The organism is Pseudomonas sp., from assembly GCF_030684895.1.
Lineage (GTDB): Bacteria > Pseudomonadota > Gammaproteobacteria > Pseudomonadales > Pseudomonadaceae > Aquipseudomonas.
Genome location: NZ_JAUXXP010000041.1, coordinates 38093 through 64199, shown reverse-complemented (window position 1 = coordinate 64199; position 26107 = coordinate 38093). Strand labels below are relative to the sequence as shown.

At 60.8% G+C, this 26107-nt stretch carries 26 protein-coding genes, 2 tRNA genes and 1 pseudogene; 10 read left to right on the top strand and 19 right to left on the bottom strand.

The features are described from left to right. Position 1: 1 nt before the first annotated feature. Positions 2-664: a methyltransferase gene (locus Q8M42_RS08380; protein WP_304868026.1), complete on the bottom strand. Its 663-nt coding sequence runs from the start codon at positions 662-664 to the stop codon at positions 2-4. Positions 665-750: 86 nt separating this feature from the next. Here Q8M42_RS08380 and Q8M42_RS08375 point away from each other — a divergent pair, with 86 nt between their 5' ends. The 6 genes from Q8M42_RS08375 to Q8M42_RS08350 all read left to right on the top strand — a co-directional run bounded on the left by Q8M42_RS08375 (position 751) and on the right by Q8M42_RS08350 (position 4861). Further along, positions 751-1017 (top strand): hypothetical protein, encoded by a 267-nt coding sequence (locus Q8M42_RS08375; protein ID WP_304868025.1) that lies wholly within the window; start codon positions 751-753, stop codon positions 1015-1017. Positions 1018-1032: 15 nt separating this feature from the next. Continuing rightward, positions 1033-2505: a sensor domain-containing diguanylate cyclase gene (locus tag Q8M42_RS08370; RefSeq protein WP_304868024.1), complete on the top strand. Its 1473-nt coding sequence runs from the start codon at positions 1033-1035 to the stop codon at positions 2503-2505. Further along, a complete protein-coding gene (locus Q8M42_RS08365) occupies positions 2502-2711 on the top strand; it encodes a cysteine-rich CWC family protein (protein WP_304868023.1) in 210 nt (69 codons plus the stop codon). The genes Q8M42_RS08370 and Q8M42_RS08365 overlap by 4 nt, the downstream gene beginning before the upstream one ends. Positions 2712-2713: 2 nt before the next feature. After that, positions 2714-3406, top strand: coding sequence for a pseudouridine synthase (locus Q8M42_RS08360; RefSeq protein ID WP_304868022.1), 693 nt, complete (start codon positions 2714-2716; stop codon positions 3404-3406). A 402-nt stretch (positions 3407-3808) separates the two neighbouring features. Further along, positions 3809-4693: an alpha/beta fold hydrolase gene (locus Q8M42_RS08355; protein ID WP_275963247.1), complete on the top strand. Its 885-nt coding sequence runs from the start codon at positions 3809-3811 to the stop codon at positions 4691-4693. 94 nt (positions 4694-4787) lie between these two features. After that, a tRNA-Gly gene (locus tag Q8M42_RS08350) sits at positions 4788-4861 on the top strand. Positions 4862-4872: 11 nt separating this feature from the next. Here Q8M42_RS08350 and Q8M42_RS08345 read toward each other — a convergent pair. Then, positions 4873-5107 (bottom strand): annotated as a pseudogene (locus Q8M42_RS08345) (tyrosine-type recombinase/integrase); the annotation flags it as partial. A gap of 278 nt (positions 5108-5385) precedes the next feature. On the opposite strand from Q8M42_RS08345, the gene Q8M42_RS08340 reads away from it, so the two are divergent. Then, positions 5386-6732: a Fic family protein gene (locus tag Q8M42_RS08340; protein ID WP_304868021.1), complete on the top strand. Its 1347-nt coding sequence runs from the start codon at positions 5386-5388 to the stop codon at positions 6730-6732. Positions 6733-6948: 216 nt separating this feature from the next. Here the strand turns inward: Q8M42_RS08340 and Q8M42_RS08335 are convergent. Continuing rightward, positions 6949-7023: transfer RNA gene (locus Q8M42_RS08335), tRNA-Arg, on the bottom strand. 134 nt (positions 7024-7157) lie between these two features. Here Q8M42_RS08335 and Q8M42_RS08330 point away from each other — a divergent pair. After that, positions 7158-7637: a GNAT family N-acetyltransferase gene (locus Q8M42_RS08330; protein ID WP_304868020.1), complete on the top strand. Its 480-nt coding sequence runs from the start codon at positions 7158-7160 to the stop codon at positions 7635-7637. 269 nt (positions 7638-7906) lie between these two features. Here Q8M42_RS08330 and Q8M42_RS08325 read toward each other — a convergent pair whose 3' ends face one another. Together Q8M42_RS08325 and Q8M42_RS08320 are read right to left on the bottom strand one after the other, a co-directional pair. Then, entirely contained in the window at positions 7907-8959 is a 1053-nt protein-coding gene (locus Q8M42_RS08325; protein ID WP_304868019.1) for a Glu/Leu/Phe/Val dehydrogenase dimerization domain-containing protein, read from the bottom strand. Between the two features lie 129 nt (positions 8960-9088). Beyond that, positions 9089-12556, bottom strand: a complete 3468-nt coding sequence (locus Q8M42_RS08320; RefSeq protein WP_304868018.1) for an indolepyruvate ferredoxin oxidoreductase family protein — start codon at positions 12554-12556, stop codon at positions 9089-9091. A 201-nt stretch (positions 12557-12757) separates the two neighbouring features. Here Q8M42_RS08320 and Q8M42_RS08315 point away from each other — a divergent pair, with 201 nt between their 5' ends. Continuing rightward, the gene (locus Q8M42_RS08315) at positions 12758-13225 is read left to right on the top strand and encodes an Lrp/AsnC family transcriptional regulator (RefSeq protein ID WP_136665833.1); all 468 of its coding nucleotides are present in this window, start codon (positions 12758-12760) and stop codon (positions 13223-13225) included. Positions 13226-13400: 175 nt separating this feature from the next. Here Q8M42_RS08315 and phnP read toward each other — a convergent pair whose 3' ends face one another. The 13 genes from phnP to phnC form a co-directional block, all read right to left on the bottom strand. Next, positions 13401-14165 (bottom strand): phosphonate metabolism protein PhnP, encoded by a 765-nt coding sequence (phnP, locus tag Q8M42_RS08310; RefSeq protein ID WP_304868017.1) that lies wholly within the window; start codon positions 14163-14165, stop codon positions 13401-13403. Next, complete coding sequence (gene phnN, locus Q8M42_RS08305) at positions 14156-14764, bottom strand: phosphonate metabolism protein/1,5-bisphosphokinase (PRPP-forming) PhnN (RefSeq protein WP_304868016.1); 609 nt, start codon at positions 14762-14764, stop codon at positions 14156-14158. The genes phnP and phnN overlap by 10 nt, the downstream gene beginning before the upstream one ends. Continuing rightward, positions 14764-15909: an alpha-D-ribose 1-methylphosphonate 5-triphosphate diphosphatase gene (locus Q8M42_RS08300; protein WP_304868015.1), complete on the bottom strand. Its 1146-nt coding sequence runs from the start codon at positions 15907-15909 to the stop codon at positions 14764-14766. Before Q8M42_RS08300 ends, phnN begins: the two co-directional genes overlap by 1 nt. Then, on the bottom strand, positions 15899-16612 hold the full coding sequence (gene phnL, locus Q8M42_RS08295) for a phosphonate C-P lyase system protein PhnL (protein ID WP_304868014.1): 714 nt from the start codon (positions 16610-16612) through the stop codon (positions 15899-15901). The genes Q8M42_RS08300 and phnL overlap by 11 nt, the downstream gene beginning before the upstream one ends. Positions 16613-16778: 166 nt before the next feature. Then, a complete protein-coding gene (gene phnK / locus Q8M42_RS08290; RefSeq protein WP_304868013.1) occupies positions 16779-17588 on the bottom strand; it encodes a phosphonate C-P lyase system protein PhnK in 810 nt (269 codons plus the stop codon). Further along, positions 17585-18463 (bottom strand): alpha-D-ribose 1-methylphosphonate 5-phosphate C-P-lyase PhnJ, encoded by an 879-nt coding sequence (locus tag Q8M42_RS08285; protein WP_304868012.1) that lies wholly within the window; start codon positions 18461-18463, stop codon positions 17585-17587. The genes phnK and Q8M42_RS08285 overlap by 4 nt, the downstream gene beginning before the upstream one ends. Further along, complete coding sequence (locus Q8M42_RS08280; RefSeq protein WP_304868011.1) at positions 18460-19551, bottom strand: carbon-phosphorus lyase complex subunit PhnI; 1092 nt, start codon at positions 19549-19551, stop codon at positions 18460-18462. Before Q8M42_RS08280 ends, Q8M42_RS08285 begins: the two co-directional genes overlap by 4 nt. After that, the gene (gene phnH, locus Q8M42_RS08275) at positions 19551-20162 is read right to left on the bottom strand and encodes a phosphonate C-P lyase system protein PhnH (protein WP_304868010.1); all 612 of its coding nucleotides are present in this window, start codon (positions 20160-20162) and stop codon (positions 19551-19553) included. Before phnH ends, Q8M42_RS08280 begins: the two co-directional genes overlap by 1 nt. Next, positions 20162-20611 carry a phosphonate C-P lyase system protein PhnG gene (gene phnG / locus Q8M42_RS08270; RefSeq protein WP_304868050.1) on the bottom strand — a complete coding sequence of 150 codons (450 nt, stop codon included), beginning with the start codon at positions 20609-20611 and terminating at the stop codon, positions 20162-20164. Before phnG ends, phnH begins: the two co-directional genes overlap by 1 nt. 40 nt (positions 20612-20651) lie before the next feature. Beyond that, a complete protein-coding gene (gene phnF / locus Q8M42_RS08265; RefSeq protein WP_304868009.1) occupies positions 20652-21356 on the bottom strand; it encodes a phosphonate metabolism transcriptional regulator PhnF in 705 nt (234 codons plus the stop codon). Positions 21357-21392: 36 nt separating this feature from the next. After that, complete coding sequence (phnE, locus tag Q8M42_RS08260; RefSeq protein WP_304868008.1) at positions 21393-22187, bottom strand: phosphonate ABC transporter, permease protein PhnE; 795 nt, start codon at positions 22185-22187, stop codon at positions 21393-21395. A gap of 71 nt (positions 22188-22258) precedes the next feature. Continuing rightward, complete coding sequence (phnD, locus tag Q8M42_RS08255; protein WP_304868007.1) at positions 22259-23263, bottom strand: phosphonate ABC transporter substrate-binding protein; 1005 nt, start codon at positions 23261-23263, stop codon at positions 22259-22261. Positions 23264-23319: 56 nt separating this feature from the next. Next, positions 23320-24156, bottom strand: coding sequence for a phosphonate ABC transporter ATP-binding protein (gene phnC / locus Q8M42_RS08250; protein ID WP_304868006.1), 837 nt, complete (start codon positions 24154-24156; stop codon positions 23320-23322). Positions 24157-24548: 392 nt separating this feature from the next. On the opposite strand from phnC, the gene Q8M42_RS08245 reads away from it, so the two are divergent. Continuing rightward, entirely contained in the window at positions 24549-24866 is a 318-nt protein-coding gene (locus Q8M42_RS08245) for an Arc family DNA-binding protein (protein WP_090382962.1), read from the top strand. A gap of 101 nt (positions 24867-24967) precedes the next feature. On the opposite strand, the gene Q8M42_RS08240 is transcribed toward Q8M42_RS08245, so the two are convergent. Continuing rightward, the gene (locus Q8M42_RS08240; RefSeq protein WP_304868005.1) at positions 24968-26104 is read right to left on the bottom strand and encodes a sodium ion-translocating decarboxylase subunit beta; all 1137 of its coding nucleotides are present in this window, start codon (positions 26102-26104) and stop codon (positions 24968-24970) included. Positions 26105-26107 lie beyond the last annotated feature (3 nt).

Genomic DNA, 26107 nt, shown 5'->3' with positions numbered 1-26107 from the left:
GCTAGCGCCGATAACTAAGGATGCGCCCTTTAAACGGCGCATCCGGGTTATCCAGCAGATTCAGGCTATCGGCCAGCTGCAGGTAGCCGTGCTCCAGCATATGCCGGGAAAACCGCGCGCTGTTGCCGCGACCGGGGTCGACAATCAGCACCGCCGCCTGGAGGTTGCAATGACGGGCGATAAACCCGGCCAGCAGCCTGGGGTGGTCGCGCTCGTAGAGCAGATCGCTGCCAATCACCAGATCAAACAGGCCCAGCTGCAGATATTCCTCGGCCCAGTCGCAACTCTGGTAGGGCACCGGTTCCAGTTGATTAAGCGCGGCATTGCGCAGCAGAAACTCGCCCGCCAGCGGGTGATAGTCGCTGGCGGTGATATCCGCGCCCAGGCGCTGCAACACCAGGCTGGTCAGCCCCAGGCCGCAGCCCAGTTCAAGAATACGCAGCCCTTCAACCGCCATACCGCTCAGGGTTTGCGCCAGCACCTCACCGGCCGGCCACAGTTGGCCGAACAACGGCCAGGTGGCCGAGGAGATTCCGGCTTTTGCCGCCAGGCCGTCGAGGTCAGCGAACTGCTGTTTGTCGCGCAAGGAACACAGGTGAAAGTCCTCCAGCCCGATGCTCAGGGTGGAATATTTGATGCGATAGCTGGCAGGCGCGCTGGGCATGGGGGCTCGGTGTGCTGAAAGGACTGCGGTCAGGGGCAGATCAGCAAGGCGTACGAGCAGCGTACGGGTCACCAAGGAGACTCTTCGTGTACCAGATGTTGAAAAACTACCTACGTTGCCATCGCGGCGTTAAAAACAGGCTCAAATGCTCATTTACAGCTCGTAAACTCCGCTTCTCGCCTGTTTTTGCATTGCGCTGGCTGCCTCGCCAACGTTTTTCAACGTTCTGGTCGCCGCACCATAGTCCTCAAGGCCTGGCGCAGCAAGCGCCATGCGCGCCCGTAAATCGGCCAAGGCCCCATGTTTCAGCAGCGCCGGCCGGTGCCGGGCGCTACAATGCGGCGATTATTTAACCAACAGAGCCTTGCATGCCCCATCCATCCCCACTGCCCCGCCAATGGTCTTTGATTGTGTTGCTGCTGGTTCTGCTCGGTTGTGGCTTCCTCGCCACCTCTTTGGCCAGTTATTACACCGCGCTCGACTCAATCCGCGCCGGGATCATCAACACCGAGCTGCCGCTAACCTCAGACAACGTCTACTCGGAAATCCAGAAGGACCTGGTTCGGCCCATCCTGATTTCCTCGATGATGTCCCGCGACACCTACGTGCGTGATTGGGTGCTGGGCGGCGAGAAGGACCCCGAGCAGATCACCCGCTACCTGCGCGAGGTGCAGGAGCATTACGCCACGGTCACCAGTTTCTTCGTCTCGGAAAAGACCCACACCTACTACCAGGCCAAGGGCGTGCTCAAGCAGGTGCAGGAAGACGAGCCGCGCGATGACTGGTATTTCCGCGTGCGCGACATGCAAACCCCGTACGAGATCAATGTCGACGTCGACATGGCCAACGACGACCGCATGACCGTGTTTATCAACTACAAGGTGTTCGACTACCAGCAGCGCTTTATCGGCGCGACCGGTGTGGGCCTGACCGTGGATGCGGTGGTCAAGCTGATCGACACCTACCAGCAGCGCTATGAGCGCAGCGTGTTCTTCGTCGACACCAATGGCCTGCTGGTACTCACCGGCGCCAGCGGCGGGCCGATGGGCGCGCGGGTTGGCCAGTCGCTCAGTGAAATCCCCGGCCTGGAAGAACTGCAGGCCAAGCTGCCGCATCCGCAAAGCGGCGACTTCGAGTATCAGGAACACGGCCGCGATCACTTCCTCAATGTGCGTTTTATCCCCGAGCTGAACTGGTACCTGTTTGTCGACAAGCATGAAGACGGCGCGGTCGCCGGCATCCGCAAGTCGCTATACCTCAATCTGCTGATCTGCCTGGTGGTCACCGTTATCGTCATCAGCCTGGTCAGCCTGGTGCTGCGCCGCTATCAGCGACGCATCAGCGCCCTGGCCACCACCGACCTGCTGACCGAGCTGCCCAACCGTCGTGGCTTCGACCTGCTGGCCAACCAGGCCGTGCAGGAAGTGCGGCGCAGCCCAAGCGCGCTGTGCGCCCTGATGCTCGATCTGGACAACTTCAAGCAGCTCAACGACAGCCACGGCCATATGGCCGGTGATGAAGTGCTGCGCCGCTTTGCCAGCAACCTGCGCAGCACCGTGCGCCAATCCGACATCATCTGCCGCTGGGGTGGCGAAGAATTTATTCTGCTGCTCAAGGACACCTCGCCCGAGCAGGCCCGCGAGCTGGGCGAAAAAATCCGCCAGCAAACCGAGCAAAGCAGCATCAGCTTCAACGGCGCGCAGCTGCGCATCACCACCAGCATCGGCCTGGCGCAATTGCATGCCGATGAGTCGCTGGATCAGCTGATCACCCGCGCCGACCGCGCCCTGTACCGGGCCAAACAGGGCGGCCGCAACCGCCTGTGTGAAGAAATCGCGTGAGTGATGACACCCGCCGCTGCCCCTGCTGCGGACAGCTCAACCAGTGCGCCCAGGCTGGCGCCGACGCACCGGTGACAGAATGCTGGTGTTTTCGCGTGCCGGTCGATGCCGCGCAGTTGGCCAAACTGGCGCCCGAGCAGCGCAACCGCAGCTGCCTGTGCCCACGCTGCGCTCAGGGCTTGCCGCCTGAGCCCTCAACCAATTAGCCATGCGCCTCGACCGCTTTCTCAGCAACCTGCCCCAACTCAATCGCCAAGCCGCCCGCCAGCTGCTGGCCAGCGGCCGCGTGCGAGTGGACGGCGCGGTGGTTTGCGATGGCTTGTGCGAAGTCAGCCAGTTCAGCCGTATCGAGGTCGATAGCGAGCTGCTGCAGGCCGGCAAAGCCGCACGCTACTTTATGCTGCACAAACCCATCGGCGTGGTCAGTGCCACCGAGCATGAACAACACCGCACCGTGCTGGATTTACTCGATGAGCCTGACAAAACCGACCTGCACCTGGCCGGTCGCCTGGACCTGAATACCAGCGGCCTGCTGCTGATCACCAACGACGGCCAATGGTCACGCCGCCTCACCGAACCGCGCAGCCGCCTGGGCAAGGTTTACCGCGTTGAGACCGAACAACCGATCAGCCCTGAGTACATCGAGGTGTTCGCCCGCGGCCTGTACTTCGCCTATGAAGACCTCACCACCCTGCCCGCCGAGCTGGTCATTCTCGATAGCCACAGCGCCCTACTGACCCTGCACGAAGGCCGCTACCACCAGGTCAAGCGCATGTTTGGTCACTTCCAGAACAAGGTCATCGGCCTGCACCGCCTAAGCATGGGCGCCATCCAACTCGACCCGCAGCTAGCCCCCGGCCAGTACCGCGCCCTGACGACAGCGGAAATCGCCTGCGTCTAAGGCCACCCCTGATCAAGTCACATACTTAGCTAGCTAACCGACAAACGGTTGTTCGATATCCCAATATTCACTTGCGCCAGCAGGAACACGGCTGCTTAAATCGAACCATAAGGTCTTAACGTGACTTATTGGTCACAGAAAGCCATCTAAGCGTTCCATCGGTTACTTGCGCACTGCGCGAAATGGGTTCCTGCCTGGTCAAAGACGCCACTCCACACCTGCCAAAAGGTCGTGGACGGATGCTCTATTTCAGCCCTAACTGATTGAAAATAAATAACTTATAAAATCCTCCAGCCTGACATCTTGCTGTCACGTCCAGGCGCTTTCCTGATTGTCCTGCTTAGCCCGGTTTAACGGCACCGCCGTTTTGCCATGCCCACTTTTGCGCCAGGAGGAAACGACATGAAGCCAGCCACCGCTGTCGTCGATGTTCACGGAATCTACAAGATCTACACGGAGTTCTACGCCAATCCGAGCGCGCGCAAGACCATCATCCTGGTTAACGGCTCACTCTCCACCACCGCAGCCTTCGCGCAAACGGTCAAATACCTGCGTACCCAGTTCAATGTGGTGCTCTACGATCAGCCCTATGCCGGCCAGTCGAAGCCGCACAACCATCACCACCAGCCGATCACCAAGGAAGACGAAGCCAGCATTCTGCTTGAACTGATCGAACAGTTCCGCGCCGACCACCTGATGTCGTTCTCTTGGGGGGGCGTCGCCGCCATGCTCGCCCTGGCCCAGCGCCCGGCGCGTATTGAAAAGGCGGTAATCACCTCCTTCTCGCCGTTGCTCAACGAGCCGATGGTCGACTACCTGGAACAAGGCCTGGCCCATCTGCACGCCCTCGACGGCGACCAACTCGGTCACCTGGTCAACAGCACCATCGGGCGCTACCTGCCGTCGCTGTTCAAGCGCTATAACCATCGCCATATCAGCAGCCTCGACAGCCACGAATACCAGCAGATGCATGCCCATGTGCACCAGGTACTGCACCTCGACGCCCATTGCCAGATGCAGTGCCTGGCAGGCATCGAGATCCCGCTGCTATTCGTCAACGGCGAACACGACGCCTACACCTCGCCTGCCGACGTGCGCCTGTTCGCCAAGCACCTGAACGACTGCCAGTTCGTCACCATCGACAACGCCGGGCACTTCCTCGACATGGAGCACAAAGCCGCATGGTTGCAGAGCCAGGCCGCACTGCTGGGCTTCCTGCAGAGCAAGCCACTGCGCCAGACCCACTACCGCCCACAGATGGACGTGCTGCACGCGCTGGCCGTATGAAGCCTGTACACACCCGCGCCCGCACCGCGTTATTGCAGATAACCGGGGCGCGGACTTCATTTCAACCAAGACTTCCGGTATAAAGGCACCCGCTGCGGGCGTCGTATAGTGGTAATACCCTAGCTTCCCAAGCTAGAGCTGTGGGTTCGATTCCCATCGCCCGCTCCAAATCGCAGAATCTAAAGCCTCGAGACCATCTGGTTTCGGGGCTTTTTGCTTTCTGGCCTAGGTCGGTGTCGAGAAAGTGTCGAAGATGGGATTTCGGCGCAAAGCATCCTGCAGGTGATCAGGGGCCAGGTGTGCATAGCGCATGGTCATAGTGACGGACGCATGACCAAGCACCTTCTGCAGGGTAAGGATGTTGCCGCCAGTGATGACGAAGTGACTGACAAACGTGTGGCGAAGCACATGGGTTTTCTAACCTTGCAGACCCGACGTCTACGGCATTTCTCCGCTATCTCCTCCTGTATTTTCGACGTTTACGTTTCTAGTTTGACGCAAGTATTTTCCACCGTTCATTCGCGTTGCTGCAGATTTTCTCTACCTCGGTTATGCATTCAGTGCTCCACTGACTTCGCCCCCTTAAAACTGCCACGCTGGCTCGATCCTTGGACAGAAGATCGATTGACTTTTGGATTCTATACGCCTAGATTTTAATTATTAAAACTCAATTTTCTATTTTTGAGGTATGCATGGCCAAGCCTACAGTAGAGAGAGCCCCTGTATTCGACCGTAGCAAGCCTAATTTTGAGGCAATCGGTAAATATATGACGAAGTATGATAGTACTGATGAAAAAGGTAATTATTTACACTGGGATAAGTTTAAGTGGCGTGTGCCTAGTGCAGAAGCCAAAGATATTTGGCAAGCAGTAAAGTTTAAGAGGTTCATGCAGGCCAAGACTGTTTTGCTATCTGGCGATGGCGAGAATTCGGATATATTTCATTACTGTATACCTCACTCGCTAGAGGCGAAGCTTCATCAGATTGTAAAGATTGCTGGTGGTAGCGTGGCTTCTATTGGCGGAAGTAAGGCAACAGATGATCTTCAGCGCAAGTATCTTGTTTCTTCTCTTATTATGGAGGAGGCAATATCAAGCGCACAGCTCGAGGGGGCATCTACAACTAGAGAAGTTGCAAAGAAGATGCTGGAGGAGGATAGAGTTCCTCTAGATGAAGACGAGAGGATGATCCTTAATAATTATCTTCTTCTTAAGTATGCGGAACGCACTTGCGATCAAGCTCTAACAATTGACTTGATCTTGGAGCTTCACCGGATTGCAACCAACGGGACAACGGAAAATGGTGTGATACCTGGTGAGTTTAGAGCTGACAATGACATTTTTGTTTCGGATCGTGATGATGAGATTGCTTATCAGCCTCCCTCTTATGAAAAGATTCCAGCCCGGTTAAGCGAACTGTGCAGATTCGCGAATGCAGACCATTCAGGGCAGAACGGTTCAGAGTTTTTACATCCAGTTATAAAGGCTATCATTTTACATTTCATGATCGGTTATGAGCATCCGTTCAGGGATGGAAATGGCAGAACTGCTCGGGCATTATTCTACTGGTACATGCTGAAGTGTGATTACGACTTGTTTAAGTACGTATCTATAAGCAAGCTGATTAAAGACAACCCAAAGGATTACGGACTCGCGTATTTATATACGGAGAAAGATCAGAATGATCTGACGTATTTTATATACCACCAGGTGGACATAATCCTGAAGGCATTCGCCGATCTTCAGAATTATTTGTCTTCTAAGACAAATGAGTTTAGGCGAATCCTCACTATCCTTGAAACCACGAGATTTAGTGCTGCCCTAAATTTTACTCAGAAAGATATAGTTAAGAGAGCGTTTAAAGAGCCGGGTAAAATTTTTACTGTCAAGGAGGTTTCTAGCAACTACGACATATCGGAAAATACTGCAAGGACATATCTTGAGAAACTGAGTAAACTAAAGCTGCTGTTACCCACAAAGGATGTAAGGAGAGTTCTTTATATATCCCCTTCTGATCTTCTAGGAAGATTGAAAGGCTAATGACACCTTTAACGCACAAGGGGAATAACCAGGCTCGCGGGATAACTCAGGCAGAAACAAATAGTTCATCGTCCATACCCCGCTCCAAATCGCAGCATCCAAAGCCCTGAAATCATCCGATTTCAGTTTTTTGCTTTCGGGGATAAACGACGTAAGCGCTGAGTAGCGCGAGCATGCCGCCAGGCATTTGAAACAACCCTGACGGACTGCAGTAGATGGCGTTCCCAACTGGATTCGAACCAGTATCTAGCCCTTAGGAGGGGCTTATTCTATCCATTGAACTATGGGAACCGAGGCTGGATAGACGGGCCACCAGCGGGCGGCATCTTAGCGAGACCGGAGGCGTTTGTCATGCCGCTGCCATCATCTCGGCGCCATACTGCCAACTGACTGCCAACCGGCTGTCATAAGGAGAGGAGATCGCCATGCGCCCTGCTGCTTCGCATCATCTGCCGGATTCGCCTTTTGCCGATTTTCACCTGCGTGCGGTCAGCGTTAACGATGCTGCTGCCCTGGCTGCCTTGCTGCAGCAGCTCGCGCCCGATGAGCCGCGTGCCGATGCCAAGCTGCTGGCTTTACGCCTGAGCGAGCTGCCGGTGAGCCGCGTGGTACTGGTGGCCGAGCGTGACGGCAAGTTGCTCGGCACCTGCACGGTCAACCTGATCGAGCATCTGGCGCATAACTTCGCCCGCTCGGCGATTCTTGAAGATGTGGTGGTAGATACTGAGGCGCGCGGCCTGGGGATTGGCCAGACGCTGATGGGTAAAGCCATCGAACGCGCCCGCGCCTGGGGCTGTTACAAGGTCGCGCTGTCCAGCAGCCAGAGCCGTGAAGCGGCCCATGCCTTTTATGCCAACCTGGGGTTTAAGCCGCATGGGATTAGCTTGGCGTTGATGTTGGATTAAGACGCTGTGAGAGGCTTTTGTAGGAGCGGGGGGACGCCTAGTTGTTTACCCGCGACCAGCGTCGCGGGCAAGAACCGTAGGGTGGATGACGCTTCACCCATCCACCAACTGCGCCACGGTGGTGGATGAAAACAACGTCATCCACCCCACAACGACAACCCGTAGGAGGCTTGCCCGCGAATCGAGGGCACCGGAAGAACATCGCGGGCAAGCCCGCTCCTACAGGTTTTGTAAAACGTGCCAGTAGGGCGGACAACAGTCAGGCGTTTTTAACGGCCGAAGCGCTCTTCGGCTAATTGATCAGCGATTTCTACGGTGGTTTTGCTCGACGCATCGGCGCGCTGGAAGATCTGTTCCAGGGTCGCGCCGATGCCTTCGATATGTGCCTTGAGCTGTGCGGCGCTGCCGCCGGTGCGCTCGTAGCAAACATCGATAATGCCGCCGGCATTGATCGCGTAGTCCGGCGCATACAGGCACTCGTTGCGGCGCAGGGTTTCCGCCAGGCTGGCATCGGCCAGCTGGTTATTGGCGGCCCCGGCGATAATCGGCGCGCGCAGGGCTTCCAGGGTTTGCTGGTTGATAATGCCGCCCATGGCGCAGGGCGCGAATACATCGACATCCAGGCCGAAAATCGCCTGCTGGGTAACGGCGGTTGCGCCCAACTGCTCGACCGCGCGACGCACATTGGCCTCGACGATATCGGTAACCCACAGCTCGGCACCGGCGGCTTTCAGCTGGCGCGCCAGGTCGAAGCCCACCTGCCCTACCCCTTGAATCGCGACTTTCAAGCCGTACAGGTCATCACGGCCCAGGCGGTGTTTGACTGCGGCCTGGATGCCGATAAACACCCCGTAAGCGGTGGACGGAGACGGGTCGCCATTGCGCGTGCCGCCGGCGAAGGCCTCACGCAGCTCGGCGCCGGATACGTGGCGCGTGCGTTCGGCCATGATCTGCATTTCCGCAACGCCGGTGCCGGAGTCGGCGGCGGTGATATAGCGGCCGCCGAGGCTGTCGACAAAATCGCCCATGGCCTGGAACAGCGCCGCGCTCTTGCCGGTATGCGGGTCGCCGATGATCACCGCCTTACCGCCACCCAGCGGCAGATTGGCCAGAGCCGATTTGTAGGTCATGCCGCGCGACAGGCGCAGCACATCGCGCAGCGCTTCATCGTCATTGGCGTAGGGCCACATGCGGCAACCGCCGAGGGCCGGGCCGAGGTTGCTGTTGTGAATGGCGATAATCGCCCGCAGGCCGCTGGCCTTGTCGTGGCCGTAGACCACCTGTTCGTGGTGGTCGAAATCGATATGGGAAAACACGGACATGGGAGTTCCTTGATTGTTCTTGTTGTTTGGTTAAAGCCCCCTCTCCCCCGGCCCCTCTCCCATAAATGGGCGAGGGGTGCATTGGCTCCCTCTCCCGCCTGCGGGAGAGGGTTGGGGAGAGGGCGGTTTTTAGGCTGCCGGCTCGAACAGCTGCACGGCCTGAATCTCGCTGACCAGCATGCGCGCCTTGAGCTGAGCGCTCTGCTCGCGCACCTTGGCCAGGCTGCGTTCCTTGACGTGGCCATAGCCGCGGATCTGCTCCGGCAACTCGGCCAGGGCCAGCGCGGTGCGGTAGTTGTCGGCGTTGAGTTCCTTGAGCAGGTACTCCAGGTTCTGCTCGTAGTCGTCGATCAGGTCCAGCTCCAGCTTGCGCTCGGCGCTGTAGCCGAACAGATCCAGCGGCGTACCGCGCAGAAACTTGAACTTGGCCAGTACGCCAAAAGCCTTGAGCATCCAGGCGCCGAACTGACGCTTACGCGGCTCGCCGGTGCTGGCATCCGGCTTACTCAGCCAGGACGGTGCCAGGTGGAATTCCAGGCGGTAATCGCCACTGAACTGCGCCTCCAGCTGGCGGATAAAGCTGCCGTCGCTGTACAGCCGCGCCACTTCGTACTCGTCCTTGTAGGCCAGCAGTTTGAAGTAGTAACGCGCCACGGCCTTGCTCAGGGCTTGGTCAGCGCTCTTGTCGACCTGCTGCACCCGCGCCACCTGTTCGCGGTAGCGCTCGGCGTAGGCGGCGTTCTGGTAGGCAGTCAGGCGCACCACTCGGTCCGCGATGATGTCTTCCAGGGTCTGGCAATGCGGTGCTTCGATCACTTCCGGCTTGGCCAGACGTTCCACGGCAACCGCATCATGGGCCGCACGCCGTCCCCAGAGAAATGCCTGTTGATTGAGCTTCACGGCCACGCCGTTAAGCTCGATGGCCTTGTTGATGGCTTCGGCGGACACCGGTACCAGGCCCTTCTGGTAAGCGAAACCGAGCATAAACAGGTTGGTGGCGATGCTGTCGCCGAGCAGGCGCGTGGCCAGCCGGATGGCATCGACAAAGTGGGTTTTGCTCGCGCCGACCGCCTCAATCAGCGCCTCACGCATGGCCGCGCCAGGTACCTGGGCATCGGGGTTGCGGGTGAATTCGGCGGTGGCCGCTTCATGGCTGTTGACCACCGCATGGGCGATCTTGTCATTCAGCTTGGCCAGGGCTTCTTCGCTCGCCGACACCACCAGATCGCAACCGAGCAGCAAGTCGGTCTCCCCGGCGGCGATGCGCACGGCGAAAATGTCGTCCTGCTTGGCGGCAACGCGGATATGGGTGATCACCGGGCCGAACTTCTGCGCCAGGCCAGCCTGATCGAGCACGCTGCAGCCCTTGCCTTCGATATGCGCAGCCATGCCGAGCAACGCGCCGACGGTGGTTACACCGCTGCCGCCGACACCCGGCAGCAGAATATTCCACGGCCGCTCCAGAGTCGGCTGCTTGGGTTCTGGCAGGGCGATAAACAGCGCGCTCAAGCCCACGGCTTCCGGTTTGCGCAGGCTGCCGCCGTGCACGGTAACAAAGCTTGGGCAGAAGCCTTCAACGCAGCTGAAATCCTTGTTGCAGGAGTTCTGATCGATCTCGCGCTTGCGCCCCAGTTCGGTTTCCAGCGGCAGCACTGAGAGGCAGTTGGATTTGACACTGCAATCGCCACAACCCTCGCACACGGCCGGGTTGATAAAGGCGCGCTTCTGCGGATCGACCAGCTTGCCGCGCTTGCGCCGACGGCGTTTCTCGGTGGCGCAGGTCTGGTCATAGATGATCACCGAACAGCCCTGGAACTCGCGCAACTCGCGCTGCACGGCATCCAGATCACGCCGATGGTGGAACGTCACGATGGGCGCGAAGGTATTGCGGGTTGGGTACTTGTCCGGCTCGTCGGTAACCAGGGCGATGCGTTTCACGCCTTCGGCGTACACCTGCTGGCTCAGTTGGTCGACGCGCAGTTCGCCGTCGATGGGCTGGCCGCCGGTCATGGCCACGGCGTCGTTGTAGAGAATCTTGTAGGTGATATTCACCCCGGCAGCCACGGACGCACGCAGGGCCAGCTGGCCAGAGTGGAAGTAGGTGCCGTCACCGAGGTTCTGGAAGATATGCGGTGTGTCGGTAAACGGCGCCTGGCCGATCCAGGTCGCGCCCTCGCCACCCATCTGGGTAAAGGTGTCGGTGTTGCGGTCCATCCACTGGGTCATGTAGTGGCAACCGATACCGCCCTGTGCGCGGCTGCCTTCCGGCAGTTTGGTCGAGGTGTTGTGCGGGCAACCGGAGCAGAAATGCGGGGTGCGCACAGTGGTGTGCTTGGGCGCGGCCAGCGAGGCTTCCTTGGCCGCGAGAAAGGCCAGGCGCTCTTCAATCTGTGGGCTGCTGTAGATCGGCGCGAGGCGCTTGGCGATGGCGCGGGCGATCATCGCTGGGGTTAGTTCGGAGAGATTAGGCAGCAGCGAATGGCCGGCCTCGTCGAACTCGCCAACCACCACAGGGCGCTTGCCCACGGGCCAGTTGTACAGCTGACCGGTGAGCTGGTCTTCGATGATGCTGCGTTTTTCCTCGACCACCAGAATCTCGTCCAGGCCCTCGGCGAACTCATGCACCGATACCGGTTCCAGCGGCCAGCTCATGCCGACCTTGAGCACACGCAGGCCCACCTGGGCGCACAGCGCTTCATCCAGGCCGAGGTCATCCAGAGCCTGGCGCACGTCGAGGTAGGACTTGCCGGTGGTGATAATGCCCAGGCGCGGGTTGGGCGAATCGAGCTTGATCTGGTTGAGGTTGTTGGCCAGCGCAAAGGCGCGGGCTGCGTAGATTTTGTAGGTGTTAAGGCGCGCTTCCTGGGCCAGGGGCGGGTCCGGCCAGCGGATATACACGCCGTCTTCTGGCAGCTGGAAGTCCTCGGGAATCTTCACCTGCATGCGTAGCGGATCAACATCCACCACGGCGGAAGAATCGACGTTTTCCGCGATGGTTTTCAGCGCCACCCAGCAACCGCTGTAGCGCGACAGCTCCCAGCCGATGATGCCGTAATCGAGAATTTCCTGAACGTTGGCCGGGTTGAGCACCGGGATCGAGGCGGCGATAAACGCATGCTCGCTCTGGTTGGCGATGCTGGAGGATTTGCAGCCATGGTCGTCGCCGGCCAGCAGCAGCACGCCGCCATGCTCGGAAACGCCGGCCGAGTTGCCGTGCTTGAACACATCACCGCAACGGTCCACGCCCGGGCCCTTGCCGTACCACATGGCGAACACGCCGTCGTAGCGCGCACCGGGGAACAGACTGGTCTGCTGGCTACCCCACACCGAGGTGGCGGCCAACTCTTCGTTGACGCCCGGCTGGAAGTGGATGTGATTCTCTTTGAGGTACTGCTTGGCGTCCCACAGGCTCTTGTCGAGGTTGCCCAGCGGCGAGCCACGGTAGCCGGAAATAAAGCACGCGGTATTCAGGCCATGAGCTGCGTCGCGTTGCTTCTGCAGCATGGGCAGGCGGGTCAGCGCCTGGGTGCCGGTCAGGTAGAGGTGACCGGTAGCAAGGCGGTACTTGTCATCCAGGCGGATTTCGGCCAGAGACATGGTGGTGCTCCTGTTATTTTTATCGAGAGCTGGGTTGGCAACGGTTAATGCCACCCTTGTTAAGCCTAGTGCGGGATCACCACACAAGGCGTATGGCCAAGAATATGAACGGAGCGCGCGGCTTTTTTATTTCTTTTTGCTGGCCGTTTTGCAGATACTGCGCATGATTAATCCAACAAGAACAAAAAATTCGGAACAGTCATGCAAGAAAAACTCAGCCCCATCGACCGCAAGATTCTCCGCCTGCTGCAACACAACGCCGACCTCTCCGCCGCCGAGATCGCTGAGAAGGTGGAATTGTCACAATCGCCCTGCTGGCGGCGGATTCACCGCATGCAGGAAGAAGGCATTATCGAGCGCAAGGTTGCCCTGCTCAGCCACAAGCAACTGGGCTTCAGCATCACCGTGTTTGTCGATATCAAACTCTCGGCGCACGGGCGCAGCAACCTGGAAGAATTCGAGCAGGCGGTGGTCGGTTACCCCGAGGTGCTGGAGTGCTTCACCATGGCCGGCGGCTCGGATTACCTGCTCAAGGTGGTGGCCAAGGACATCGCCAGCTACGAACGTTTTCTGCGCGACCACCTGCTGCAACGCCCGCATGTGCACGAAGCGCACTCGCATATCGCCATGAGCGAAGTTAAACGCACCACTGAATTACCGTTGGATTGAGCAGTGTTGTAGCCCGGATGAAATCCGGGGCATGGGTGGCACAATTCCCCGGATTGCATCCGGGCTACGGGCTGGATTAAAGGCCTCCCTACGTTGTGGTGGCCATTCGTAGGGTGGACAACGCGCAGCTTGTCCATCTTTTTGCCTTATGACCCTACGAACGCTGACAACCTGCTCATAACACTCGCCCATCAAAGGCCAGGCTAACCCCCGCAGGCAAGGCATCGGGGTGTTCCAGCAGCCAGGCGTCGAAGCTGTGGCCGATATGGGTCAGCACGGTTTCTCTGGGCTGCAACTGCAAGGCCACTTCCAGCGCGCGGGTCAGGTCGTTGTGATTGCGCGGGGCGATGGGTTGCGGCGCGGTGGAGCAGTCCAGCACCAGCAGATCCAGCGGCTGCTGGCGCAGGACCTCGGCACTGGCGTCCGGCACGCCGAGGGTATCGGTGAGGTAGGCAATACGTCGCCGCTCTCCGTTTACCGCAGGGCCTTCCAAGAGATAGCCGAAGGTCAGCTTGGAGTGATTGAGCGGCAGCGCCGTAACGCTTAACTCGCCCAACTGCCGTTGCTCGAAAGCAGCAAACGGCTGGCTGAAATCGAGAATGCCAGGGTGTTTGTACAGATCGGCCAAGCCTTCCGGATCATCCGGGCCATGCACCGGAATAATCAGCCCCTGGCCCCAGCGCAGGTGCAGCAAGCCCTGGGCGTGATCGGCGTGGTAATGGGTTTGCAGAATGCCGCTCAGGCTATGGGGTGGAAAGCGCTCGCACAGATCGGTCAGGCCCGAGTCGATCAACCAGCGCTGCGTACCATATTCGATCAAGGCGCAACACGGCCCACGCCGCCGCGCAGGATTTACCCGTGCGCTATCGCAGGCCACGCAGCTGCAGTTGTATACCGGCACCTGCCGCGCATCGCCGGTGCCGAGCAGGGTCAGGCGCATGTGCGCGTATCGCTAAGCAGCTGCAGCAACTGGGTGACGGTCTGTTCGAGCGGGCCGGAGTTATTGAGCAGGTATTGCGGCTCGACCTCGGCCCTCTCCCCCGGCCCCTCTCCCGCAAGCGGGAGAGGGGAGCAAGCAGCGTGCGGTTGCAGTTCGCGGCTGCGCGCCAAGCGCGCCTCGATCTGCTCGGCGCTTTCCCGGCCGCGCGCTTGCAAGCGCTGACGCAAGGCCGCTTCATCCACCTGCAGCAGAATCGCCAGCAGTTCGGGATAACGCTCGCGCGCCCTGGGCAGATAGCCGCGCGAACCGTTGACCAGCACATCCTGCGCCGCCGCCAGCCAGTCATCGATCTGCCGTGGGATGCCATAGGCCAGGCCATTGGCGCGCCAGCTCAGGGCAAAAGCGCCGGCGGCTTCCTGCTGGTCGAACTCGGCAGGCGACACGCCGATGGCGTCCTCGCCCACCGCTTCCGCCGAGCGGGTAATGACCCGCCGGGCGATCACACAATTTCGTTCGGCCAGGCGCGCGCGCGCGGCATTCAACAGGCTGTCCTTGCCCGAGCCCGAAGGCCCCATCAGATAGATCAACCGGCCGCTCATCAGAACACCCTTTTCGCTTGTCGCCAGACTTGCTGGATCACCGCCTGGCCCCCGTGCACCTGTGCCTGCACCAGGTCGGCACGCAGGCCGACGCGGATTTCGCCGCGATCATGCAGCCCCGCCGCCTGTGCCGGCACGCGGCTGACGGTGGCAATCGCTCGCGGCAGATCATAGCCGTTATCCTGCCCGGCCAGCAGCAAAGCGGCCTGCAGCAGGCTAGCCGGGTAGTAGTCGCTGGAGAGGATATCCAGCACACCGTGTTGGGCCAGTTCGGCGGCGGCGATATTGCCCGAGTGCGAACCACCGCGAACGATATTCGGCGCGCCCATCAGCACCTTCAGGCCCAGTTCGTGGCTGGCCTTGGCCGCCTCAAGGGTGGTGGGGAATTCGGCGATGGACATGCCAAAGCTCGCCGACTCCTGCACATGGGCCTGGGTCGCGTCGTCATGGCTGGCCACGGAAATACCACGAGCCTGGCAGTCGGCAACAATGCTGCGGCGCTGGCGGTCGCTGTACTGCCGTGAGTTGTCCACCTGCTCGACGATAAAGGCATCCATCTCCGCTTCGCTGAGGTGGTACTTGCCCATGTAGTACTCGCGGTATTTGTCTTCCTTGGCGAACTGGCGCTGGCCCGGCGCGTGATCCATCACCGAGACCAGTTGCACCAGCGGGTGCTCGACCAGATCGCGAAACACCGCGAGGGTCTCCGGGTGGCAAACCTCGCAACGCAGGTGCAGGCGGTGATCGGCGCGCATATGCCCGGCCGCGGCCGCTGAAGCAATCGCTTCGAGCATCGCCGGCAGTTGCTGCATGCGCTTGCCGCGCGGGTTGACGTCGCCAATCGCCAGGGCATCGAACACCGTGGTGATGCCCGCCGAGGCGATCTGCGCATCGTGGGTCAGCACCGCCGAGGCCGATGGCCAATCCACCCCCGGCCGTGGGCTCATGTATTTTTCCAGGTTGTCGGTGTGCAACTCGACCAGGCCGGGCAGCAGGTAATCACCGCTCAAGTTCTGCGCCTGGGGCAAGCCGCTGACGCCCTCTTCCACCTGGGCAATCAGGCCATCGCGCAGCACCAGGGTGCCGACAAACTCCTGCTCGGCGGTGACGATCCGCGCGTTGGTCAGAATCTGTTCAACCGGCATATACATACTCCTGCTGCGCCGCAGCGCTCATATCAAGGTAGCGATCGGCCACCGCCTCACGGGCGGCGCGGTCGTGGAAGATGCCGATCAGCGCGCTGCCGGCGGCCTTGGCTTCATCGATCAGTTCCAGCACCACCTGGCGGTTGGCGTCGTCCAGGGAAGCGGTGGGTTCGTCCAACAGCATCAACGGCCAGGCGACCATAAAGCCGCGGGCGATATTCACCCGCTGCTGCTCGCCGCCCGAGAAGGTGCCAGGGGCCAGCTGCCACAAGGCCTGGGGGATATTCAGGCGGCTGAGCAGGCTTTTCGCCCGTGCTTCGGCATCCGCTTTGCTCCAACCACGGGCTAGAGCCGGTTCCGTCACCACATCCAGGGTGGCGACCCGAGGAATCACCCGCAGAAACTGGCTGACATAGCCCAGGGTCTGCCGGCGTACCGCCAGCACCTGGCGCGGTTCGGCGCCAACCAGCTCAACCCATTCATTCTGATGACGCACGCGAATGCTGCCGCCAGCGGCCAGGTAGTTGCCGTACAGGGTGCGCAGCAAGGTCGACTTGCCCGCCCCGGATTGGCCGTGCAGCACCAGGCACTCGCCGGCACGCACACTGAAATGCAGCCCACTCAATACATTCAGCACCACGCCGTGCTGCTGATGCAGGGTGAAGGTCTTGCTGAGGCCGGAGACCTCGATAAGGTTGTTCATACACACCTCAAATACCAATGATTTGCCTCCGCCATGTGCGGTCTGCCCCCTCTCCCATTTATGGGAGAGGGCTGGGGAGAGGGTGTTACAGGCGACTCGGTGCGGTGCACAGGCCCTCTCCCCCGGCCCCTCTCCCGCATGCGGGAGAGGGGAGACAAGCCCCGCCTTATGGCTGCAGGACAGACGACACCAGCAACTGCGAATAGGGATGCTGCGGGTCATCGAGAATCTGGTCAGTGAGACCGGCCTCGACCACGTGGGAGCGGCGCATCACCATCAACCGGTCGGCCAGCAAGCGCGCCACCGCCAGGTCGTGGGTGACGATCACCACCGCCAGGTCCAGCTCACGCACCAGGCCGCGCAACAGGTCGAGCAGGCGTGCTTGCACCGACACATCGAGGCCGCCGGTGGGTTCGTCCATAAAGATCAGGCGTGGGCTGGAGACCAGGTTGCGGGCGATCTGCAAGCGCTGCTGCATGCCGCCGGAGAAGGTGCGCGGCAGGTCGTCGATGCGCAGCGGATCGATTTCCACCTGGCTCAACCAGTCAATACCGGCCGCACGCAGCTCGCCGTAATGACGCACGCCCTGAGCCATCAGCCGCTCGCCGATATTGGCGCCGGCCGACACGCCCATGCGCAGGCCGTCACGCGGGTTCTGCTCGACAAAGCCCCACTCGGTGCGCAGCAGTGTGCGCCGCTGCGCTTCGCTGGCGCTGTACAGGTCGAGCCAGTTGCCGGCTGTATCGCGATAACTGACCGCGCCACGATCCGGCGGACAGCGCCCGGAGAGCAGGCTGAGCAGGGTCGACTTGCCCGACCCGGACTCGCCGACAATGCCCAGCACCTCGCCGGGATAGAGATCAAAGGACACGCCCTGGCAGCCCTTCTCCAAACCGTATAGGCGGGTCAGGTCACGCACGCTGAACAGCGGCTGCGCCGTGTCGGTGTGCAGGTGCATTTTCTCGGCAGCACTCATTGCTCGCCCTCCTCTTCAAGGTCACGGCGTTGCATGCAGTAATCGGTGTCGGAGCAGACGAAGCGCTTGCTGCCGGCGTCGTCGACGATCAGTTCGTCCAGATAAGAGTCGTGGCTGCCGCAAAAGGCGCAGCACTCGTCCCAGCGCTGGATCTCGAACGGGTGGTCTTCGAAGTCCAGGCTGACCACCCGGGTGTACGGTGGTACGGCATACAGGCGCTTCTCGCGACCGGCACCGAACAGCATCAGCGCCGGGCTCATGTGCAGCTTGGGGTTGTCGAATTTGGGGATCGGTGACGGGTCCATCACGTAGCGCTCATCCACCGTCACCGGGTAGGCGTAGCTGGTGGCGATATGGCCGAAGGTGGCGATGTCCTCGTACAGCTTCACGTGCATCACGCCGTAGTCTTCCAGCGCATGCATGGTGCGGGTCTCGGTTTCCGAGGGTTCGATAAAGCGCAGCGGCTCGGGGATAGGCACCTGGTAGACCATGATCTGGTCACCATTGAGCGGCGTTTCCGGGATGCGGTGACGGGTCTGAATCACCGTCGCCTCCGGGGTGCGCGTGGTGGTTTTGACCCCGGCGGTGCGGGCGAAGAAGCGCCGGATCGACACCGCATTGGTGGTGTCATCCGCGCCCTGGTCGATCACCTTAAGCACATCGTCCGCACCGAGAATCGCCGCAGTCAGCTGCATACCGCCGGTGCCCCAGCCGTAGGGCAGCGGCATCTCGCGGCCGCCGAATGGCACCTGATAACCGGGAATCGCCACGGCCTTAAGCAGGCCACGACGGATCATGCGTTTGGTTTGTTCATCGAGGTAGGCGAAGTTATAGCCAACCTCAGTTGCATACTGCGTTTGGGCCTGGGCATTCATGCGCGTTGCTCCTCGGCGGCTGGCTGCTCGCAGGTCTGCTTGCGCAGTTTGCGGATCAGCTCCAGCTCGGATTGGAAGTCGACGTAGTGCGGCAATTTCAGGTGCGAGACAAAACCGGCGGCCTCGACGTTGTCGCAGTGCATCAGCACAAACTCTTCCTGCTGCGCCGGGCCTTCCACTTCCTCGGCGTACTCGGCGGCGCGCAGCGAGCGGTCGACCAGGGCCATGCCCATGGCCTTGCGCTCGGCATAGCCAAAGGCCAGGCCGTAGCCACGGGTGAACTGCGCATCGATGCCCTTGCCACCGACGAACTGGTTGACCATTTCGCACTCGGTCACTTCGATATCGCCCAGCGGCACGGCGAAGCCGAGCTCTTCCGGCTCCAGCCAAACCTCGACCTCGCCAATGCGAATCTCCCCGGCAAAGGGGTGATTGCGCCCGTAGCCGCGCTGGGTGGAGTAACCCAGCGCCAGGAGAAAGCCTTCGTCACCACGGGCCAGAGCCTGCAGGCGCTGGGCGCGGCTAGCGGGGAAGTCCAGCGGTTCGCGGGTGATATCCGGCACGGCAGAACCTTCATCGACTTCGCGGGCCATCAGGCCTTCGTCGGCGAGAAAATCCAGCACCCGCGGGCACGGCGACAGTTCAGCCTGCCGATCAATCTGTGGCCCTGGCTGCTCGCCCTCGGCCAGCAGGGCGAAATCCAGCAGACGGTGGCTGTAGTCGAAGGTCGGGCCGAGCAGCTGGCCGCCGGGCAAATCCTTGAAGGTCGCCGAAATGCGCCGGCTCAGCTGCATCTGCGTGGTGTCCAGCGCAGCGCTGGCACCGAAACGCGGCAGCGTGGTGCGGTAGGCGCGCAGCAGGAAGATCGCTTCCATCAGGTCGCCGGCCGCCTGCTTGATCGCCAGTGCAGCCAACTGCGGGTCATACAACGAGCCTTCGCTCATCACCCGGGCCACGGCCAGGGGCATCTGCTCTCGCACTTGTTCGACACTGAGTTCAGGGATGGTGGTATCGCCACGGCGCTTCTTGGCCAGCAGCAAATGGGCATTGTCGATGGCGCGCTCGCCACCTTTGACGGCGACGTACATCAGGCAGCCTCCTCTGCACTCAGCAGCACGCGGGTGCTGCGCGGCAGGCCGATCACCTGATCGCCAGCAGCGAAGAAGGCATCCAGACCACGGGGAAAAGCACTGCGCGCCTGGCGCTGTTGCCAGAACACCGCCGGCAGTGGCAGCTCGACGCAGCGCACGTCCTTGATGCCCGGCCCACGCCAGCGCAGCGCGTCGCCATTGCTGAGGGCATCGAGCTGGATCAGCAAGGTGCAGGACTGGTCCGGGTAGCGCTCGCTGCCATTATCGAAATCCGACAGATCCGTCAGCTCGCTTTCATCGAGCAGGGCAAACAGCGCCAGCTCGCGCTCGGCGACAATCGGGCAACCGCAGTGGAACGCCAGATTGGCGCGGATCGCCGGGGTGTCGAAACGCGGCGCCAGCCACAGCGGCGTGTCGACATCAAGAAACGCCAGGCACAGGGCGTAGGTCGCCGGATGCAGGTTTTCCAGGGCCAGGGCGCGGTTCAGCGGTTGCGCCAGGCCAGGCTCGGCCAGGGCCTTGAGGGCACTGCGGAAGCTGGTCTGCGCATCCAGCACCGGATCATTGAAGGCCGGTTGCAGCCATTGCGAGCTATTCGCCGCGTTCATCAGTCTTCTCCTCGGACCAGGGTGAAGAATTCCACCTGGGTGGTTGCGGTTTCTGCGGCCTTGGCCGCCTGTTGGGCGTGCTGCGCTGCCGCCAGGGGTTCGATCAGTCGGCTCAGCCAATGCGGCTGCTCGGCGCCCTGCAAATGGGCGTCGGCCAGGGCCGCCAGTTCGGCGTGTTGTTTGTCGCGGCCAGCCACGTAGCTGTAACCGGTGCGGCCATCGGCCAGGCGCACCACGCAGCGGGTCACGCTCATCTCGCCAAGATTGAACGGGCTACCGGTGCCGCCCATACGCCCACGCACCAGGGTCATGCCGATTTCCGGGGCGCGAATCAGGCGGTACTCGGCTTCCTTCAACGCGGACTCATAGGCCGCCAGTTGGCCGCTGGCGCGGGCGAGTACGCCCATCCAGCGCTGACGGGTGGCGATCTGCGGGTCGCTGTGCTGCATGTCGCTGTGCGGTCTATCGCGGTTCATCAACAAGCCTCCATCAAAGGGCGAGCTGGTACTGGAAGCGGTCGGCGCGGCTGGTCGATAACGACAGCTCCACCGGCCGTCCAGCCAGATCGCGGGAAAGGGTTTGCACGCTAAGAAGAGGCGCGTGCCGGGGCATCAGCAGACGCGCGGCCTCGTCACGGCTGGGCAGGCGCGCGCCGATCAGGCTGAAGGTGCGGGTCAGGGTCATGCCGCGCTGACTGAGGTACTGGCGCAGCGAGCCGCCCTGGTAGTCGGCGAGCAACTCGGCGTATTCGGTGCTGAAGGCATGCCGAATCAGACTGACGGGCTGGCCCTCGATCAGCCGTAGGGTGCTCAGTTCCAGCAGTTGCGCACCACTGGGCAGCTGCAGGTATTCACGCTCCTCACAACCAGCCGGGCGCAGGCGGCTTTCCAACAATTGCGCCTCGACCTTGTGGCCGAGCGCCGAGAGCGAGGCGCTGTAGGCACTGCCGGCCTGCATCGGGTAGATCAGCGGTTTGGCCAGCACCCGCGTGCCCTTGCCCTGCTGGCGCAGCAGGCGGCCTTCAAGCACCAGCTCATCCACTGCGCGGCGCAGGGTGTGGCGGTTGACCGCAAAGCGCGCCGCTAGCTGCACCTCACCCGGCAGGTAATCGCCAGGGCTCATGCGCTGCAGCTCATCGCGCAGCACGGCGGCCAGTTCGCGGTACAGCGGCTCGGGTTGTCTAGACAAGTGCATGGCTAATAAAGGGCATCCGCAGATGCCCGTTCTCCGTCAGATAAATTGTTTGCGCAGGCGCTGCGAAATGATGTCCAGCAGGCTGACCACCAGGATGATCACGATCAGCAAGGCGCAGGTTTGGGCGAACTGGAAGCCGCGAATCGCTTCCCAGAGAATCACCCCGATACCGCCGGCGCCGACCATGCCGACCACCGTGGCCGAGCGCACGTTGGACTCGAAGCGGTACAGCGAGTAGGAAATCCACAGCGGCAGGACCTGCGGAATCACCCCGTAGATGACTTCCTGCAGCGCGCTGGCGCCGGTGGCGCGCACGCCTTCAACCGGGCCCGGATCGATGGCCTCGACCGCTTCGGCGAAGAGTTTGGCCAGCACCCCGGTGGTGCCGATAAACAGCGCCAGCACCCCGGCGAATGGACCCAGGCCGACCGCCACCACAAAGAGCATGGCGAAGACCATTTCGTTGATCGAACGGCAGGCATCCATCACCCGGCGGATCGGCTGATAGACCCACCAGGGCACGATGTTTTCCGAGCAGAGAATGCCCAGCGGGATAGCCAGAATAATCGCCAGCACCGTGCCCCAGAGGGCGATCTGCACGGTGACGACCATCTCCTTGAGGTACAGCTCCCAGTTGCTGAAATCGGGCGGAAAGAAGTCCGCGGCAAAGGTCGCCATGTTGCTGGAGTCGCGGATCAGCGCCAGCGGATTCATCTCCGCGCCCTGCCAGGACCAGGCCAACACAACGAAGAACAGCCCCCAGCCGATCAGCTGCAGCCAGGAACGCTTGGCGGTCAGGTCGGGCGTGGGTGCGGTGGTCAAAGTGGTCATAACAACATCTCGAATCAAGCGGCAGAACAGAGCGACCCGCCCACTGGGCGAGTCGCTGGCGGCACGTGCAATTAACCAGCGCTTGCCGGGTTCTTCTGGGCGATTTCAGCCAGACGCTTTTCCAGCTTGGCCAGCTCGGCATCCAGCTCCTTGAGCTGAGCCTGCTTGTCGGCAGCGTTAAGCTTTTCGTTGTTAGCGACTTCGGTGCGCTTCTTGAACAGTTCCAGCTGGCGGATCGGCAGCAGCTGGTCGTCATCGGAAGCCTTGAACTTGGCCCACTGCAGCCCTTCAAGCACTTTCAACTCAGCCGGTTTGTCGCCGTAAGTCATAAAGAACTCGCGCAGCTTGTTCTTGGTGGCGTCATCCAGATTCTTGCGCCATACCATCGGGTCAGACGGGATCAGCGGCGAGGTCCAGATCACTTTCAGTTGTGCGGCCTTGTCCGGCGCAGTCACTTGCAGGCGCTCCATGCCTTCGCTGTTGAAGGTGCCGACATCGACCTGCTTGTTGGCCACCGACAGCGCGTTAACTTCATGGCTACCGTTAAGGGCGCGTTTGAAGATTTTGTTGGCATCAGCGTTGTTCTGCGCAAACACGTAGTAGCCCGGTACCAGATAGCCCGAGGTGGAGTTCGGGTCGCCGTTGGCGAAGGTCAGGGTCTTGGCGTTTTTCAGCATGTCTTCGATCGAGTTGATCGGGCTGTCCTTGTGCGCAACCATCAGGCTGTAATAGCCCTGAGTGCCGTTAGCCGCGACGGTCTGGGCGAAAACTTGCCCACCGGCACGATCCACAGCTTCCATCGCAGCCTTGTTGCCGTACCAGGCCATGTCGACCTTGTCGAAACGCATGCCCTGGATGATCCCGGCGTAGTCAGGGGCGAAGAAGGCTTTGATCTTCAGGCCCGTTTGCTGGCTCATGTCCGCCAGGAAGGGGTCCCACATGGTTTTCAGGTTCTGCGAGGACTCAGTGGAGATGATGCCGAAATTGATTTCCTGCTCAGCGGCTTGGGCGGCGCCCAGAACCGAACCGGCCAGCAGCGTGGATGCGGCGAGAACGCGACTGATACGTTTGAACATGCAAAGCACTCCTAGTGCAGATGGACATACAGGGGTTGGCATAACAGGCAAGCGGCTCAGGCCTTAGCCAGAGCCAGCGGGACTTTCGGCGTGCGCGCACGGCGCGATTTTTCGGCGGTTTGCGGCTCGGCTAGCAGCTCGGCCCCGTAAAGATCGTTAAGGAAGTTGGGATGCAGCTCGGCGGCGGCGCCGTCGAAATGAATCCGCCCCGCTTTCAACGCCACGGCGCGCTGGCAATAGCGCATGGCGTAATCGACCTGATGCAAAGTGACCACCACGGTGGTGCCGTCTTCGCGGTTGATGTCGGCGAGAATCTGCATGACCTTGCGCGCTGATTCTGGGTCGAGCGAGGCAATCGGCTCGTCGGCCAGAATCACCTTGGCGCGCTGACACAGGGCACGGGCAATCGCCACGCGCTGCTGCTGGCCGCCAGACAGGGTCGAGGCGCGCTGCTGCGCCAGATCCGCCAGCCCAACACGGGCCAGAGCCTGCAGCGCCTGCTGCTTTTCTTCGGCACTGAACAGACCGAAGGTGCCACGCCAGCGCGGGATGCGCCCCAGGCAACCGAGCAGCACGTTCTGCAATACGCTAAGGCGGCCGACCAGATTGAACTGCTGGAAGATGTAACCGATATCGGCGCGCAGGCGACGCACTTCGCCATTCAACCGGCCTGCAGCCTGTACTTCACGGCCCAGCACCTGAATGCTGCCACCGCCGCTACGGTCGCAGCAGGCCAGGCCCGCCACATGACGCAGCAAGGTCGACTTGCCGGACCCCGAGGCTCCAATCAGCGCCACCATTTCACCGGGCTCAACGGACAGCGCCAGATCAAACAGCGCCTGCTTGCGGCCGAACGTTTTGTTCAGGCTCTCAACCCGGATCACTGCGCTCATGGAATGCCTCCTTTTATTAGCGGTTACACCACGGCTAGCAGCCGCCTTCTGGTGTAGACCAAGGTAGGCAAATCCTGTGTCAGGCCGATTAATGGGCCGTGACACTTACGTGACCATTGCTTGACGTTTTTTCTGCGAGCGGGCAGTTTTCCTTGCTTTTTGCACAGTACGGCGCATTTCTGATGACTGGTGCTGGCATAACGCCTTTACCCATCGCAAAATGCGACACGCGATTGGCGTCAATTTACCGACCAAGCGACTGTAGAGTCACACACGATCTAAGCGGCTTTCTGGCTGAACGGTTAGTGCTATAGGCGGTCAAACCGGTGACAATCCTATAGCCCATTGCCAGTATCGCTTTCCTAAACTAACCGGTTTAATGTACGCGCCCTATGAAACCAGCACTCTATTCCAGCCGTACCGCTGACAAATTCGTAGTTCGTCTGCCCGATGGCATGCGCGAACGCATTGCGGATGTCGCACGTAACCATCACCGCAGCATGAACTCGGAGATCATTGCTCGCCTTGAGCAAAGCATGCTCCAGGAAAGCGCTCTGGGTGATGACCTCAATATGCGCCTGGACAGCCCAGACCTGTCCTTGCACGAGCGTGAGCTGCTGCAACGCTTCCGCCAGCTGTCGCGCCGTCAGCAAAATGCCCTGGTGGCATTGATTGCTCACGACGCCGAGATGGCCGCAGAAGAAGCCTGATTGCGCTGCACAATGAAAAAACCGGCCTAGGCCGGTTTTTTTGCTGCCCATTTTTCTGCCAATAAAAACCGCCTTTCGGCGGTTTTTATTGAGCGCAGCAATCAGCCAACAAAGCTGAGCAGCACCCCCGCCGCCACTGCCGAGCCAATCACCCCGGCCACGTTCGGGCCCATGGCGTGCATCAGCAGGAAGTTCTGCGGATTGGCCTCCAGCCCCACCTTGTTCGACACCCGCGCCGCCATCGGCACCGCAGACACCCCGGCCGAGCCGATCAGCGGGTTGATCTTGTTCTTGCTGAACAGGTTCATCAGCTTGGCCATCAACACCCCAGCTGCCGTACCGGCGCAGAACGCCACCATACCCAGGCTGAGAATGCCCAGGGTTTTCAGCTGCAGGAAGGAATCGGCCGAGAGCTTCGAGCCTACGGTCAGGCCGAGGAAGATGGTGACGATATTGATCAGCGCATTGCGTGAAGTATCGGCCAAACGCTCAACCACACCGGCTTCGCGCAACAGGTTACCGAGAGCAAACATGCCGATCAGTGGCGCCGCATCGGGCAGCAGCATGCCAATCAGCAGGCACAGCACAATCGGGAAGATGATCTTCTCGGCCTGCCCAACAGGGCGCAGCTGCTGCATAACGATGCCGCGCTCTTCCTTGGTGGTCAGCGCGCGCATGATCGGCGGCTGAATCAACGGCACCAGCGCCATATAGGCATAGGCCGCCACGGCAATCGGTCCGAGCAGATGCGGCGCCAGCTTGGAGGTCACGAAAATCGAGGTCGGGCCATCGGCGCCACCGATAATCGCGATGGATGCGGCTTCCTTGAGGGTGAACTCAAGCCCCGGGATACCCAGGGCAGTGATCGCCAGCGCCCCCATCAGGGTGCCGAAAATCCCGAACTGTGCCGCCGCCCCAAGCAGCAAGGTCTTGGGGTTGGCCAGCATCGGCCCGAAGTCGGTCATGGCGCCGACGCCGAGGAAGATCAGCAGCGGGAAGATACTGGTGGGCAGACCCACCTCGTAGATCATATGCAGAAAACCGGAGCCTTCCGCCATATTCGCCACCGGGATGTTGGCCAGCAGGCCGCCAAAACCAATCGGCAACAACAGCAGCGGCTCGAAGCCCTTCTTGATCGCCAGATAGATCAGCAGGATGCACACCGCCATCATAAACAGCTGGCCCGGCTCGACGTGGTACAGGCCGGTGCTCTGCCAAAGCTTGAGGAGCTTATCCATTAC